The organism is Paracoccus sigandri (assembly GCF_003709565.1).
GTDB lineage: Bacteria > Pseudomonadota > Alphaproteobacteria > Rhodobacterales > Rhodobacteraceae > Paracoccus > Paracoccus siganidrum.
Genome location: NZ_QNRC01000012.1, coordinates 1 through 11,757, shown reverse-complemented (window position 1 = coordinate 11,757; position 11,757 = coordinate 1). Strand labels below are relative to the sequence as shown.

The window sequence follows — 11,757 nt, the reverse complement described above, 5'->3', positions numbered from 1 at the left end:
CGCGGGCATGATCGATGTCGCGGTCTTCGCCGTTCCGGCCGTTCTTGCGCTTCTCGCCGCATGGTCGGGCTGGGTGCGCGTGGCGGCGCGCAGCTTCGGCTGGCTGCTTGGCGCGCTTGCGGTTTTCGGGCTTGGCGCGATTGTCTGCTGGGTTATCAGCGAGGGAAAGACCGTCGGCTACCTAGCCGGGATCGTCGGCATCATCATGATGATCCTGATGGGTGTGGGTGCGGCGGGCATGGTTGTGGGCGCGCTGCTGCGCTGGGGATATGAGCTGTTTCAGCGCCATGTCGCAGGGCGCCCGGTGACGCGGCACGCGTCTTTCGCAAAGCCCTGGGACGTTATCGCCTTTGCTATCGTGGCCGGGATTGCCGTCATGCTCAGCGCGATCGAATAGGGCGGGATCGCCGCCGATCCCCCGCGCGCGGCGGTTTCGGGGCTTCTGATCCGCGATATGTGGTGATATTTCCGCAGCCATGACAAGCGAACTTCCCCCCACCCGTGGCAACCTGATCCCGAACCGCGCCCTTGACGGGCTGACCTGGCTGCGCGTGGGCGGACCCGCCGACTGGCTGTTCCAGCCCGCAGACGCGCAGGACCTGGCCGACTTCCTGCGCGATCTGGACCCGGCCATGCCGGTCTTTCCCATCGGTGTCGGCAGCAACCTGATCGTGCGCGACGGCGGCATCCGGGGCGTGGTGGTCCGGCTGGGGCGCGGCTTCAACGCCGTCTCGGTCGAGGGCGATCTGGTCACCGCCGGGGCCGCGGCGCTGGACGCGCAGGTGGCCAGGCGCGCGGCGGATGCCGGGCGCGACCTGACCTTCCTGCGCACCATTCCCGGCAGCATCGGCGGGGCGGTGCGGATGAATGCCGGCTGCTATGGCACCTATGTGGCCGATCACCTGGTCCAGGCCCGCGCCGTCACCCGTGACGGGCGCGAGGTGGTGCTGACGCCCGCGGACCTGAACTTCGCCTATCGCCATTCCGACCTGCCCGAGGGCTGGGTGCTGACCGAGGCCGTCTTCCGCGCCGACTCCGGCGATCCCGACGCCCTGCACGAGAAGATGGCCGCGCAGCTGGCAAGGCGCGACGAGACCCAGCCGACCAGAGAGCGCAGCGCCGGTTCGACCTTCCGCAACCCGGCCGGCTTCAGCTCGACCGGGCGCGAGGACGACACGCATGACCTGAAGGCCTGGTCGCTGATCGACCGGGCGGGGCTGCGCGGCCACAGCTGGGGCGGCGCGCAGATGTCGGAAAAGCACCCGAATTTCCTGCTGAATACCGGCGGCGCCACGGCGGCCGAGCTGGAGGCCCTGGGCGAGCTGGTCCGCCGCCGCGTGCTGGAAGACAGCGGCCACGAGCTGCAATGGGAAGTGATCCGCGTCGGCGATCCTCTGCCCGAGGGCGACCAGCCGGCCTGAGCGGCCGGATTCCGCCAATATTCTGATGTGATTGCGCGAAATGGCCCTTTTGTGATTCGCGCTTTGACGCTATCCTGCCCTGGCAGGCGCAGGACCGGGCTGAACCCGGCCGCGCGAAATTGAACGAAAGCCCGGACAAACCGGGCGCGAAAGGCAAAGAACGTGGCGGGCAGGTCGAGCAGGACAGCCCACACCGTAGCCGTTCTGATGGGCGGACCCTCGGCCGAGCGCGAGGTGTCGCTGTCCTCGGGGCGCGAATGCGCGGCGGCATTGCGGGTGGCGGGTTACAAGGTGATCGAGATCGATCCGGGCAAGGCGCTCGGCGGCGGGCTGGTGGCCCGGCTGGCCGAGGCCGCCCCGGATGTGGTCTTCAACGCCCTGCATGGCCGCTGGGGCGAGGATGGCTGCGTGCAGGGGCTGCTGGAATGGCTGGGTCTGCCCTATACGCATTCGGGCGTGCTGGCCTCGGCCCTGGCGATGGACAAGACCCGCGCGAAAGAGGCCTTCCGCGCCGCCGGCCTGCCGGTGGTCGAAAGCGTCATCGCCGAGGCGGCCGAGGTCTGCCGCCGCCACGTCATCGCCCCGCCCTATGTGGTCAAGCCCAATGACGAGGGTTCCTCGGTCGGCGTATATATCGTCCAGGACGGCGCCAACCAGCCGCCGCAGCTGGGGGCGGAGATGCCCGCGCGGGTGATGGTCGAAACCTATGCGCCGGGGCGCGAGCTGACCACCGCGGTGATGGGCGACCGCGCGCTGGGTGTGACCGAGATCCTGACCGATGGCTGGTATGACTATGACGCCAAATACACGGCGGGCGGCTCTCGCCACGTGATCCCGGCGGAAATCCCGGCCGAGATCGAGGCCGCCTGCCTGGACTATGCCGTCCGCGCCCATGCCGCGCTGGGATGCCGGGGCCTGTCGCGCACCGATTTCCGCTGGGACGACTCGCGCGGGCTGGACGGGCTGATCCTGCTGGAAGTGAACACCCAGCCCGGCATGACGCCCACCTCGCTGGCGCCCGAACAGGCCGCCCATGCCGGCATCGACTTTCCCGCGCTGATGCGCTGGATGGTGGAGGACGCGCTGTGCCCGAGGTGATCGATCATCGGCCCGGCCGGCAGCCCCAGCCCCAGCCGGTCCAGCGCGTCAGGCGCGACCCGGCGCCCTCGCGGCTGAAATACCGGCTGGAGCGGATGTGGCTGCGGCCGATCTGGCGCCGCACCGTGCGCATCGGCCTGCCCGCCTTCCTGGTCGCCATGACCGCCGGGCTGTGGCTTGCCGACGAGGATCGCCGCGCCAGCCTGACCGACGGCATCGACGGGCTGGTCCAGAAGGTCCAGAGCCGCGAGGAATTCATGGTCAGGATGATGACCATCGAGGGCGCCTCGCCGGTGGTGGACAAGGCGCTCAGGGCGATGCTGCCCGTCGATCTGCCGGCCTCCAGCTTCGACATCGACCTGACCGCGCTGCGCCTGCAGGTGATGCAGCTTGACGCGGTGGAAACCATCGACCTGCGCATCAAGCCCGGCGGGATCCTGTCCGCCGTGGTCAAGGAACGCGTGCCCGCGCTGCTGTGGCGGCATGGGCGCGGCATCGAGATCCTGGACGCCTCGGGCCATCGTGTGGCCAGCGTGACCTCGCGCGAGGTGCGTCCCGACCTGCCGCTGATCGCGGGCGAGGGGGCGGATCGCGCTGCGCAAGAGGCCTTGGCGCTGGTCGATGCGGCGGGGCCGATCCTGCCGCGGCTGCGCGGGCTGGTCTATCGCGGCGAACGGCGCTGGGACGTGGTGCTGGATCACGGCCAGCGGATCATGCTGCCGGCCGAAGGCGGCGCCGTCGCGCTGGAGGCGGCGATCGCGCTGCACCGGCAACAGGACCTGCTGGGGCGCGACATCGACGTGATCGACCTGCGCAATCCCTCGCGGCCGGTGATGCGGCTGGGGGTCGATGCGCGCAACACGATTCGTTCCGTTCGCGGGCTGCCGCCGCTGGGGCCCGACGGCAAGGTCATTGACGAGAAACAGGGGGGCTAGGCGATGGCGGCACTGTATCAGACGCAACGGGCAATGCGGAACATGCGGCGCGCGGCATTGCAGCGCGGCGTGATCGGCATCCTGGATGTCGGGACCTCGAAGATTTCCTGCCTGGTGCTGAATTTCGACGGCACCGGCACGTTTCGCGAAACCGACGGCGTCGGGCCGATGGCGGGGCAGGCGAATTTCCGGGTGATCGGCGCGGCCTCGACCCGGTCGCGCGGGATGCGCCATGGCGAGATCGAGACCATGGCCGAGACCGAAAAGGCGATCCGCACCGTCGTCGCCCAGGCCCAGAAGATCGCCGGCGTGCGCGTCGATCACGTCATCGCCTGCATCTCGGGCGGGCGGCCCGCATCCTATGGGCTGGCCGGAGAGATCCCGCTGGCCTCGGGCAAGGTGACGGAACATGACGTGGCCTCGGTCCTGGCGGCCTGCGATGTGCCGGATTTCGGCCGCGGCCGCGAGGTGCTGCACGCCCAGCCGGTGAATTTCGCCGTGGACAACCGCTCGGGCCTTGCCGATCCGCGCGACCATGCCGGCAACAAGCTGGCCTGCGACATGCATGTGATGACCGTCGACGGCGATGCGGTCGGCAACCTGGTGCAATGCATCCGGCGCTGCGACCTGGAACTGGCGGGGATCGCCTCGGCCTCCTATGCGGCGGGGCGCGCCAGCCTGGTCGAGGACGAGCAGGAACTGGGCGCGGCCTGCATCGATTTCGGCGGCGGCGGGACCGGCGTTTCGATTTTCATCAGGAAACACATGATCTTCGCCGACACAGTTAGAATCGGCGGCAACCTGGTCACGCAGGATATCGCGCAGGGGCTGCGGGTGCCGCTGCCGGTGGCCGAGCGGCTGAAGACCCTGAATGGCGGCATCGAGGCCACCGGCCGCGACGATCGCGACATGATCGAGGTGGGCGGCGAGACCGGCGACTGGGAATCCGACCGCCGCACCGTCAGCCGTGCCGACGTGATCGGCGTGATGCGCCCCAGGGTCGAGGAAATTCTGGAAAACGTCCGCCAGATCCTTGATGCGGCTGGATTTGACTACCTTCCCAGCCAGCAGATCGTGCTGACCGGCGGCGGCAGCCAGATCCCCGGCCTGGACGGGCTGGCGACGCGGATCCTGGGCCCGAACATCCGCTGCGGGCGGCCGCTGAGGATCGACGGGCTGGCCCATCAGTTCACCGATCCCAGCTTCTCCAGCGCGGTCGGGCTGGCGCTGTTCGCGGCCCATCCGCAGGACGAATGGTGGGATTTCGAGATGCCGGTGGACAGCTATTCCGCGCGCAGCCTGCGCCGCGCCTATCGCTGGTTCCGCAACAACTGGTAGCGGCGCCGGCCCCGGAATATGGTGGGGACCCCGGTCTTCCACCATATTGTGATGCCGTGGCAAGATACCGCCTAGAGTCGCGGAATTCACCGCCAGATTTTGCGTTACTTCGCCCTTTTTCGGGTGACGTGACGCGGCAGAAACGCTACGATTGGCGGAATAACGGGGATTCGAGCGGGTGGACCGCGCCCGGCCAGACCAACGAGAACAGGCGGAAACCATGAACCTCAATCTGATGATGAACGACGAAGAAGAGCTGAAGCCGCGGATCACCGTTTTCGGTGTGGGCGGGGCAGGCGGCAACGCGGTCAACAACATGATCGAAAAGCAGCTCGACGGGGTCGAGTTCGTGGTCGCCAATACCGATGCGCAGGCGCTGGCCGGCTCGCGCTCGAACAGCCGCATCCAGATGGGTCCGAAAGTGACCGAGGGGCTGGGCGCGGGCGCCAAGCCCTCGATCGGCGCGAAGGCCGCCGAGGAAACCATCGAGGATATCGTCGATCACCTGATGGGCGCGCATATGTGCTTCATCACCGCCGGCATGGGCGGCGGCACCGGCACCGGCGCCGCCCCGATCATCGCCCAGGCCGCGCGCGAGATGGGCATCCTGACCGTCGGCGTCGTGACCAAGCCCTTCCAGTTCGAGGGCACCAAGCGGATGCGCCAGGCCGAGGAGGGCGTCGAGGCGCTGCAGAAGGTCGTCGACACGCTGATCATCATCCCCAACCAGAACCTGTTCCGCCTGGCCAACGAGAAAACCACCTTCACCGAAGCCTTCGCCATGGCCGACGACGTGCTCTATCAGGGCGTCAAGGGCGTGACCGACCTGATGGTGCGTCCGGGCCTGATCAACCTCGACTTCGCCGACGTCCGCGCGGTGATGGACGAGATGGGCAAGGCGATGATGGGCACCGGCGAGGCCGCGGGCGACAACCGCGCGCAAGAGGCCGCCGAGCGCGCCATCGCCAACCCGCTGCTGGACGAGATCAGCCTGAACGGCGCCAAGGGCGTGCTGATCAACATCACCGGCGGCTATGACATGACCCTGTTCGAGCTGGACGAGGCCGCGAACGTCATCCGCGACAAGGTCGATTCGGACGCGAACATCATCGTCGGCTCGACGCTGGACCCGGACATGGAGGGCTCGATCCGCGTGTCGGTCGTGGCCACCGGCATTGATGCGGCCGCCGCTGCCGCCGCCGAGGCGCCGGCCCCGCGCCGCGGCATGGCCGCGCCGCTGACCCAGAACCCGCCCGTCGCGCAGAAAGACGCCCCCGCCGCCCGGCTGGAGGACGACGACCAGGTGCCGCCGCGCCGCAGCCCGGCGCCGATGGCCGAGCCCCGCGCGGCCGAACCCGCCGCGCTGGACGACGACCTGCCGCCGCCCGCCTACCAGGCCCGCGCCGCCGCGCGCCCGGCCGCGACCCCCTCGGTCGAGCAGGGCACCGACAGCTTCTTCGCCCCGACCCGCGGCAGCGCCGCGCCCGGCACGCCCTCGCCGCAGGTGCAGGAGCGTCTGCGCCGCGCGGTCGAGAACCAGCCGGGCCGTGCCGCCGCGCAACAGCCCGCCGCGCCGGCGCAGACCGAGCAGGATCGCCACCAGGGCCGCATGGCCGGCCTGGGCCGGATGCTGGAGCGGATCGCCGGCCACGGGGGCGACCAGCCGGCCGCCAAGCCCGCCGCCGCCTCGATCGCCGAGCGCGTCAGCGACCGCATGGCCGTCCGCTCGCGCCAGCAAGAGGCCGATTTCGACGATCTGGCCAGCCCGGACCACGCCCAGGACAATGTCGAGATCCCGGCTTTCCTGCGTCGCCAGGCCAATTGATCCGATCACGAATCCGGCATGAATGCCGCCTTGAAGGGCCGCCCAGAGCGGCCCTTTTTTCGTTCCGTGTCATGGGGTTGGGTGTTTCCCCGCAGGGGCCGTGCGGGGTCGGGCGGCGAATGTTTCACCCCGTTACAATTCGTTAATTGAATGCGTGTGCGGCGCGTCCTAGCTGGATGGATACCGGAGCGAGTGATTCCGGGAAGATCAATTCACAGGCAGGCATGACATGCAGGCGACGCTGAAATCCAAATCTGTCTTCACCGGGGTCGGGCTTCATTCCGGCGCCCCGGCGCGGCTGGAGATTCATCCGGCTCCGGCGGGATTCGGCATCATGTTCCGCCGCACCGACCTGACGCCCTCGGTCGACATCCCGGCCCGCTGGGACCATGTGACGCCCTCGCAGCTGTGCACGCTGATGGACAACGGCAAGGGCGTGACCCTGTCCACGGTCGAGCATGTGATGGCCGCGCTGGCCGGGACCGGCATCCATAACGCGCTGGTCACGGTCGACGGGCCGGAAGTGCCGATCCTGGACGGCTCGGCGGCGCCCTTCGTGCGCGGCATCCTGCGCGCCGGCATCCTGGTGCAGGCCCAGCCGCTGCGCGCGATCCGCGTGCTGCGCCCGGTCGAGGTGCGCGACGGCGCGGCCTGGGCGCGCCTGACCCCCGCCGATCACCTGGAGATCGATTTCCAGATCGACTTCACCGATGCCGCCATCGGCCATCAGGAGAAGGCGCTGGACATGGCCAATGGCGCCTTCCTGCGCGAGCTGGCCGACAGCCGCACCTTCTGCCGCCAGGCCGATGTCGAGGCGATGCGCCAGAATGGCCTGGCCCTGGGCGGCACCTATCTGAACGCGGTGGTCGTCGACGGCGCCCGCGTCCTGTCGCCGGGCGGCCTCCGCCATCGCGACGAGGCCGTGCGCCACAAGATGCTGGACGCGATGGGCGACCTGGCGCTGGCTGGCGCGCCGCTTCTGGCGCGCTATACCGGCCACCGGGCGGGTCACGCGATGACCAACCGGCTGCTGCGCGCGCTGTTCGCCGATCCCACCGCATGGGAATGGGTGACCTGCTCCAGCGACCTGGAAAGCCGCCTTCCCGGCGCCGGCGTCGCCGCCTATGGCGCCGAGGCGGGAATCGACGCGATGGCGATCTGAACGCGGCGATTTGGACCCGAGTCGGCGGGCGGCGTTTTCTTGCGCATCACCCGCCGACAGGGCGCTGGAAACAGGCGCGGAATTCAACGGATTGCCATTTTGCGCCCCCTGATGTTCTGTGCTAGGAGGTGCCGGCGGCCAGCCAAAGGCGGGCGGCACGGCAGGATCTAAGGGCAGGATGAAGATGGCGCGCTCGAAACTTTCGGCTTCTCTGATTGCTGCGGTGGTTTGCTCGGCCATGCTGGCGGGATGCGGCGATCGCGGGGCCCTCTCATCGGCAGAGAAGCGCAACCTTGACCGCTTCACCGCCGAGGAAATCTACAAGCGCGGCGAATTCGAGCTGGAGAACAGCCGCCGCCCCGGCGAGGCGGTCTTCTTCTTCTCCGAGGTCGAGCGGCTCTATCCCTATTCCGAATGGGCCAAGCGGGCGCTGATCATGCAGGCCTATGGCCACCACCGGGCCAAGGATTACGAAGAGGCGCGCGGCGCCGCGCAGCGATTCCTGGACACCTATCCGGGCGATGCGGACGCGGCCTATGCGCAATATCTGCTGGCCCTGTCCTATTACGACCAGATCGATGAGGTCGGCCGCGACCAGGGCCTGACCTTCCAGGCGCTGCAGGCGCTGCGCCGCGTGATCGAGGAATATCCCGACAGCGAATATGCCCGCAGCGCGATCCTGAAATTCGACCTGGCCTTCGACCACCTGGCCGCGAAAGAGATGGAGATCGGGCGCTATTACCTCAAGCGCGGGCATTACAGCTCGGCCATCAACCGATTCCGCGTCGTGGTCGAGGAATTCCAGACCACCACCCAGACCCCCGAGGCGCTGCTGCGCCTGACCGAGGCCTATCTGGCGCTTGGCCTGACCGACGAGGCGCAGACGGCCGGGGCGATCCTGGGCCACAACTTCCAGTCCTCGCCCTTCTACCAGGACGCCTATGCGCAGCTGCGCGGCCGCGGCCTGTCGGCGACGGTGCAGGGCGACAGCTGGCTGACCTCGGTCTATCGCCAGATGATCCAGGGCCGGTGGCTGTAGCGGCCGCCCGCGCGGTCTGAAAGGGGCGGCGATGCTGCGTTCGCTGGACATCCGCGACATGCTGCTGATCGACCGGCTGGAGCTGTCCTTCGGGCCGGGCCTGAACGTGCTGACCGGCGAGACCGGGGCCGGCAAGTCGATCCTGCTGGATTGCCTGGGCTTCGTGCTGGGCTGGCGCGGCCGGGCCGACCTGGTCCGGCAGGGCGCGGCGCAGGGCGAGGTCACGGCGGTGTTCGACCTGCCCCCCGCCCATCCGGCCCGCGCGATCCTGTCCGAGGTCGGGATCGAGCCCGAGGACGAGCTGATCCTGCGCCGCATCAATGGCGGCGACGGGCGCAAGACCGGCTATGTGAACGACCGGCGCGTCTCGGGCGAGGTGCTGCGGCAGCTCTCCGAGGTTCTGGTCGAGCTGCATGGCCAGCATGACGATCGCGGGCTGCTGAACCCGCGCGGCCACCGGGCGCTGCTGGACGCCTTCGGGGGGCTGGACCTGTCGCCGGTGCGCCAGGCATGGGCGGCGCGGCGCGAGGCGCGCCGCGCGCTGGCCGAGGCCGAGGCGGCGCTGGCCCGCGCGCGCGAGGAAGAGGATTTCCTGCGCCACGCGGTCAGGGAACTGGACGACCTGGCGCCCATGCCGGGCGAGGAGGCCGAGCTGGACACCCGCCGCCGCTCCATGCAGGCGGCCGAGCGGATCCGCGAGGATGTCGCCCGCGCCCTGCAGATGCTGGGCGCCGAGGGTGCCGAGGGCGCGATGCTGGACGCGAATCGCTGGCTGGAAGGGGCGGCGGACCGGGCCGAGGGGCGGCTGGACGAGCCGATCCAGGCGCTGTCGCGGGCGCTGATCGAGCTGGGCGAGGCGCATCGCGGCGTCGAGGATGCGCTGTCGGCGATGGAATTCGATCCCGCCGCGCTGGAATCCGCCGAGGAGCGGCTGTTCGCGCTGCGGGCCCTGGCGCGCAAGCATGACGTGCTGGCCGACGACCTGGCGGGGCTGGCCGACGAGCTGCGCCAGCGGCTGGGGCGGATCGATGCGGGCGAAGCCTCGCTCGCGGCGCTGCAACAGGCCGCCCGTGCCGCCGACGAGGCCTATGCCGAGGCCGCCGATGCGCTGAGCGTGGCGCGTGCCCAGGCGGCGGCGCGGCTGGACCGGGCGGTATCGGCGGAGCTGGCGCCCCTGAAGATGGAGCGCGCGGTGTTCGAGACCCGCCTGGCCGAGGCCGAGCCCGGCCCCGAGGGCCAGGACGCGGTGGCCTTCACCGTCGCCACCAATCCCGGCGCGCCCTCGGGTCCCCTGGACAAGATCGCCTCGGGGGGCGAGCTGTCGCGCTTCCTGCTGGCGCTGAAGGTCTGCCTGGCGCGCGGCAATGACGCGCTGGTGCTGATCTTCGACGAGATCGACCGGGGCGTGGGCGGGGCCACCGCCGATGCGGTCGGGCGGCGGCTGAAGCGGCTGTCCGAGGATGCGCAGGTGCTGGTCGTGACCCATTCGCCGCAGGTCGCGGCGCTGGGGACGAATCATTTCCGGGTGGCGAAATCGGTCGAGGACGGGATGACCACCTCGACCGTCGCCGCGCTGGCCCGCGACCAGCGGGTCGAGGAGATCGCGCGGATGCTGTCGGGCGACCGGATCACCGAGGCCGCGACCGAGGCCGCGCGCGTCCTGATCAGCGGTTGATCCGGCAGGTATTGATGCCGAAAAGCGAATAGAGCGGGCAGGTTCCGGCCACCGCCGTCAGCAGCGGCACGATTCCGATCAGATACAGCCAGCGATGGCCCGCCTCGCGGTCGATCAGGAAGGCGGCGATCAGCGCCATGCCAAGGACCAGGCGCAGGATGCGGTCGATGCCGCCGACATTGCGGGTCATGAGAACCTCCAGACACATTACGTTATCAGAATGTGTCTGGGCGGGTCGGGCCGTCAAGCCCGGACCGGCGCCGGGGGCTGCGGCATTCAGTCCAGGATCTGGTCGGTCTGCCGCAGGATCGACAGCAATTGGCCGTCGCTGGCGCTGAAGCGGACGATCTGCCCGTCAAGCACGCCATAGCGGCTGCCCGACGGCGCCAGGCTGAGCCCGTAGCGGCCGGGATGGGTGATGACATGCAGCGCCTCTTCGTCGACCGGCTCGCCGATGGCGGGCAGGGGCTGGCCGCCGCCCGCGCAATCCGCGAGGCAGCTGGCGGTGACGGCGCTTTCGGCGGCCGTGGAATCGCTCAGGACCCAGGCGCTTGTCGCGGCGATGGCGGACAGCGCGATCCCCACCGCCGTGGCGGTCAGGTAAAGCCTCTGTGCCACGATATTCTTCCTTCTGCTCGTTTTCGGGACAACCATCCAGGGCACCCCGTGGTTCCGCCGCCGCGCGCGAAAAGCCGCGAATAGCGGCCCTCAGTCCAGCGGCCGCGCCTGCTCTCGCAGGACGGACAGCACCTTGGTCGTTTCCGCATCGACCCGGATCAGCATGCCATGCGCCACCGCATAGCGGCTGCCCGGGGGCTCGGGCCCCAGCCCGTAGACGCCGGGCGAGGTGACGATATGCACATCCGCCTCGGGCAGGACGTCGCCGACCTGGAAGATCGGGGGTGAACTGGCGGCGCCGTCATTGGTGGCGCCCTGGGCGAAACTGGATACGGTAAAGCAATAAGCCAGCACCGCCGCTGCGGCAGAGGCCGCGACCGGTCGGGCAATCGTCATCGTGGGTTTCCTTGGCCTGCGTTAACTCTCAGGCAAAACGATGCCGCGGAGGGTTCCGTTCCGCGACATCGGCTTTGGTTCCCGCGAAAAGCGCCGGATCAGCGGTTTTTTTCGACGAACTGTGGCAACATTGCCGAAAAATCGCGGCCCTTGCCGCCTTCCTCTTCGACAAATCGATCATATAGCTGCCGGGCCAGCGCCCCCATCGGCGTCTGCGCCCCGGCCGAGGCGGCGGCCTCTTGCGACAGGT

12 protein-coding genes and 1 pseudogene are annotated in these 11,757 nt (G+C 69.3%); 9 read left to right on the top strand and 4 right to left on the bottom strand.

All coding sequences use genetic code 11. The features are described from left to right. Window positions 1–7: 7 nt before the first annotated feature. From C9E82_RS12315 to recN, 9 genes are all read left to right on the top strand, one after another. Window positions 8–397 (top strand): hypothetical protein, encoded by a 390-nt coding sequence (locus C9E82_RS12315; RefSeq protein WP_119898557.1) that lies wholly within the window; start codon window positions 8–10, stop codon window positions 395–397. Between the two features lie 79 nt (window positions 398–476). Beyond that, window positions 477–1,421 (top strand): UDP-N-acetylmuramate dehydrogenase, encoded by a 945-nt coding sequence (murB, locus tag C9E82_RS12310; protein ID WP_119898556.1) that lies wholly within the window; start codon window positions 477–479, stop codon window positions 1,419–1,421. Between the two features lie 207 nt (window positions 1,422–1,628). Next, window positions 1,629–2,519 (top strand): D-alanine--D-alanine ligase, encoded by an 891-nt coding sequence (locus tag C9E82_RS12305; RefSeq protein WP_240643567.1) that lies wholly within the window; start codon window positions 1,629–1,631, stop codon window positions 2,517–2,519. Continuing rightward, window positions 2,507–3,454, top strand: coding sequence for a cell division protein FtsQ/DivIB (locus tag C9E82_RS12300; RefSeq protein ID WP_338068119.1), 948 nt, complete (start codon window positions 2,507–2,509; stop codon window positions 3,452–3,454). The genes C9E82_RS12305 and C9E82_RS12300 overlap by 13 nt, the downstream gene beginning before the upstream one ends. Window positions 3,455–3,457: 3 nt before the next feature. Beyond that, on the top strand, window positions 3,458–4,792 hold the full coding sequence (ftsA, locus tag C9E82_RS12295) for a cell division protein FtsA (RefSeq protein ID WP_119898554.1): 1,335 nt from the start codon (window positions 3,458–3,460) through the stop codon (window positions 4,790–4,792). Window positions 4,793–5,012: 220 nt separating this feature from the next. Then, complete coding sequence (ftsZ, locus tag C9E82_RS12290; RefSeq protein WP_119898553.1) at window positions 5,013–6,617, top strand: cell division protein FtsZ; 1,605 nt, start codon at window positions 5,013–5,015, stop codon at window positions 6,615–6,617. 229 nt (window positions 6,618–6,846) lie between these two features. Then, complete coding sequence (gene lpxC, locus C9E82_RS12285) at window positions 6,847–7,779, top strand: UDP-3-O-acyl-N-acetylglucosamine deacetylase (protein WP_119898552.1); 933 nt, start codon at window positions 6,847–6,849, stop codon at window positions 7,777–7,779. Between the two features lie 184 nt (window positions 7,780–7,963). Continuing rightward, window positions 7,964–8,818 carry an outer membrane protein assembly factor BamD gene (locus C9E82_RS12280; RefSeq protein ID WP_119898569.1) on the top strand — a complete coding sequence of 285 codons (855 nt, stop codon included), beginning with the start codon at window positions 7,964–7,966 and terminating at the stop codon, window positions 8,816–8,818. A 31-nt stretch (window positions 8,819–8,849) separates the two neighbouring features. Beyond that, window positions 8,850–10,493, top strand: coding sequence for a DNA repair protein RecN (gene recN / locus C9E82_RS12275; RefSeq protein WP_119898551.1), 1,644 nt, complete (start codon window positions 8,850–8,852; stop codon window positions 10,491–10,493). Here the strand turns inward: recN and C9E82_RS12270 are convergent. From C9E82_RS12270 to C9E82_RS12255, 4 genes and pseudogenes are all read right to left on the bottom strand, one after another. Further along, window positions 10,483–10,683, bottom strand: coding sequence for a YgaP family membrane protein (locus C9E82_RS12270; RefSeq protein WP_119898550.1), 201 nt, complete (start codon window positions 10,681–10,683; stop codon window positions 10,483–10,485). The two genes, recN and C9E82_RS12270, sit on opposite strands and share 11 nt — an antisense overlap. 86 nt (window positions 10,684–10,769) lie before the next feature. Next, window positions 10,770–11,111: a hypothetical protein gene (locus tag C9E82_RS12265; RefSeq protein WP_119898549.1), complete on the bottom strand. Its 342-nt coding sequence runs from the start codon at window positions 11,109–11,111 to the stop codon at window positions 10,770–10,772. Between the two features lie 90 nt (window positions 11,112–11,201). After that, a complete protein-coding gene (locus C9E82_RS12260; protein WP_119898548.1) occupies window positions 11,202–11,507 on the bottom strand; it encodes a hypothetical protein in 306 nt (101 codons plus the stop codon). A gap of 98 nt (window positions 11,508–11,605) precedes the next feature. After that, window positions 11,606–11,757 (bottom strand): annotated as a pseudogene (locus C9E82_RS12255) (NAD-binding protein); the annotation flags it as partial.

What these genes read in the sequence shown, in the direction of transcription:
- C9E82_RS12260 (WP_119898548.1), bottom strand. Translation starts at nt 11,507, where the DNA reads ATGACGATTGCCCGACCGGTCGCGGCCTCTGCCGCAGCGGCGGTGCTG.
- ftsA (WP_119898554.1), top strand. Translation starts at nt 3,458, where the DNA reads ATGGCGGCACTGTATCAGACGCAACGGGCAATGCGGAACATGCGGCGC.
- lpxC (WP_119898552.1), top strand. Translation starts at nt 6,847, where the DNA reads ATGCAGGCGACGCTGAAATCCAAATCTGTCTTCACCGGGGTCGGGCTT.
- C9E82_RS12270 (WP_119898550.1), bottom strand. Translation starts at nt 10,683, where the DNA reads ATGACCCGCAATGTCGGCGGCATCGACCGCATCCTGCGCCTGGTCCTT.
- C9E82_RS12280 (WP_119898569.1), top strand. Translation starts at nt 7,964, where the DNA reads ATGGCGCGCTCGAAACTTTCGGCTTCTCTGATTGCTGCGGTGGTTTGC.
- ftsZ (WP_119898553.1), top strand. Translation starts at nt 5,013, where the DNA reads ATGAACCTCAATCTGATGATGAACGACGAAGAAGAGCTGAAGCCGCGG.
- C9E82_RS12315 (WP_119898557.1), top strand. Translation starts at nt 8, where the DNA reads ATGATCGATGTCGCGGTCTTCGCCGTTCCGGCCGTTCTTGCGCTTCTC.
- C9E82_RS12305 (WP_240643567.1), top strand. Translation starts at nt 1,629, where the DNA reads ATGGGCGGACCCTCGGCCGAGCGCGAGGTGTCGCTGTCCTCGGGGCGC.
- murB (WP_119898556.1), top strand. Translation starts at nt 477, where the DNA reads ATGACAAGCGAACTTCCCCCCACCCGTGGCAACCTGATCCCGAACCGC.
- recN (WP_119898551.1), top strand. Translation starts at nt 8,850, where the DNA reads ATGCTGCGTTCGCTGGACATCCGCGACATGCTGCTGATCGACCGGCTG.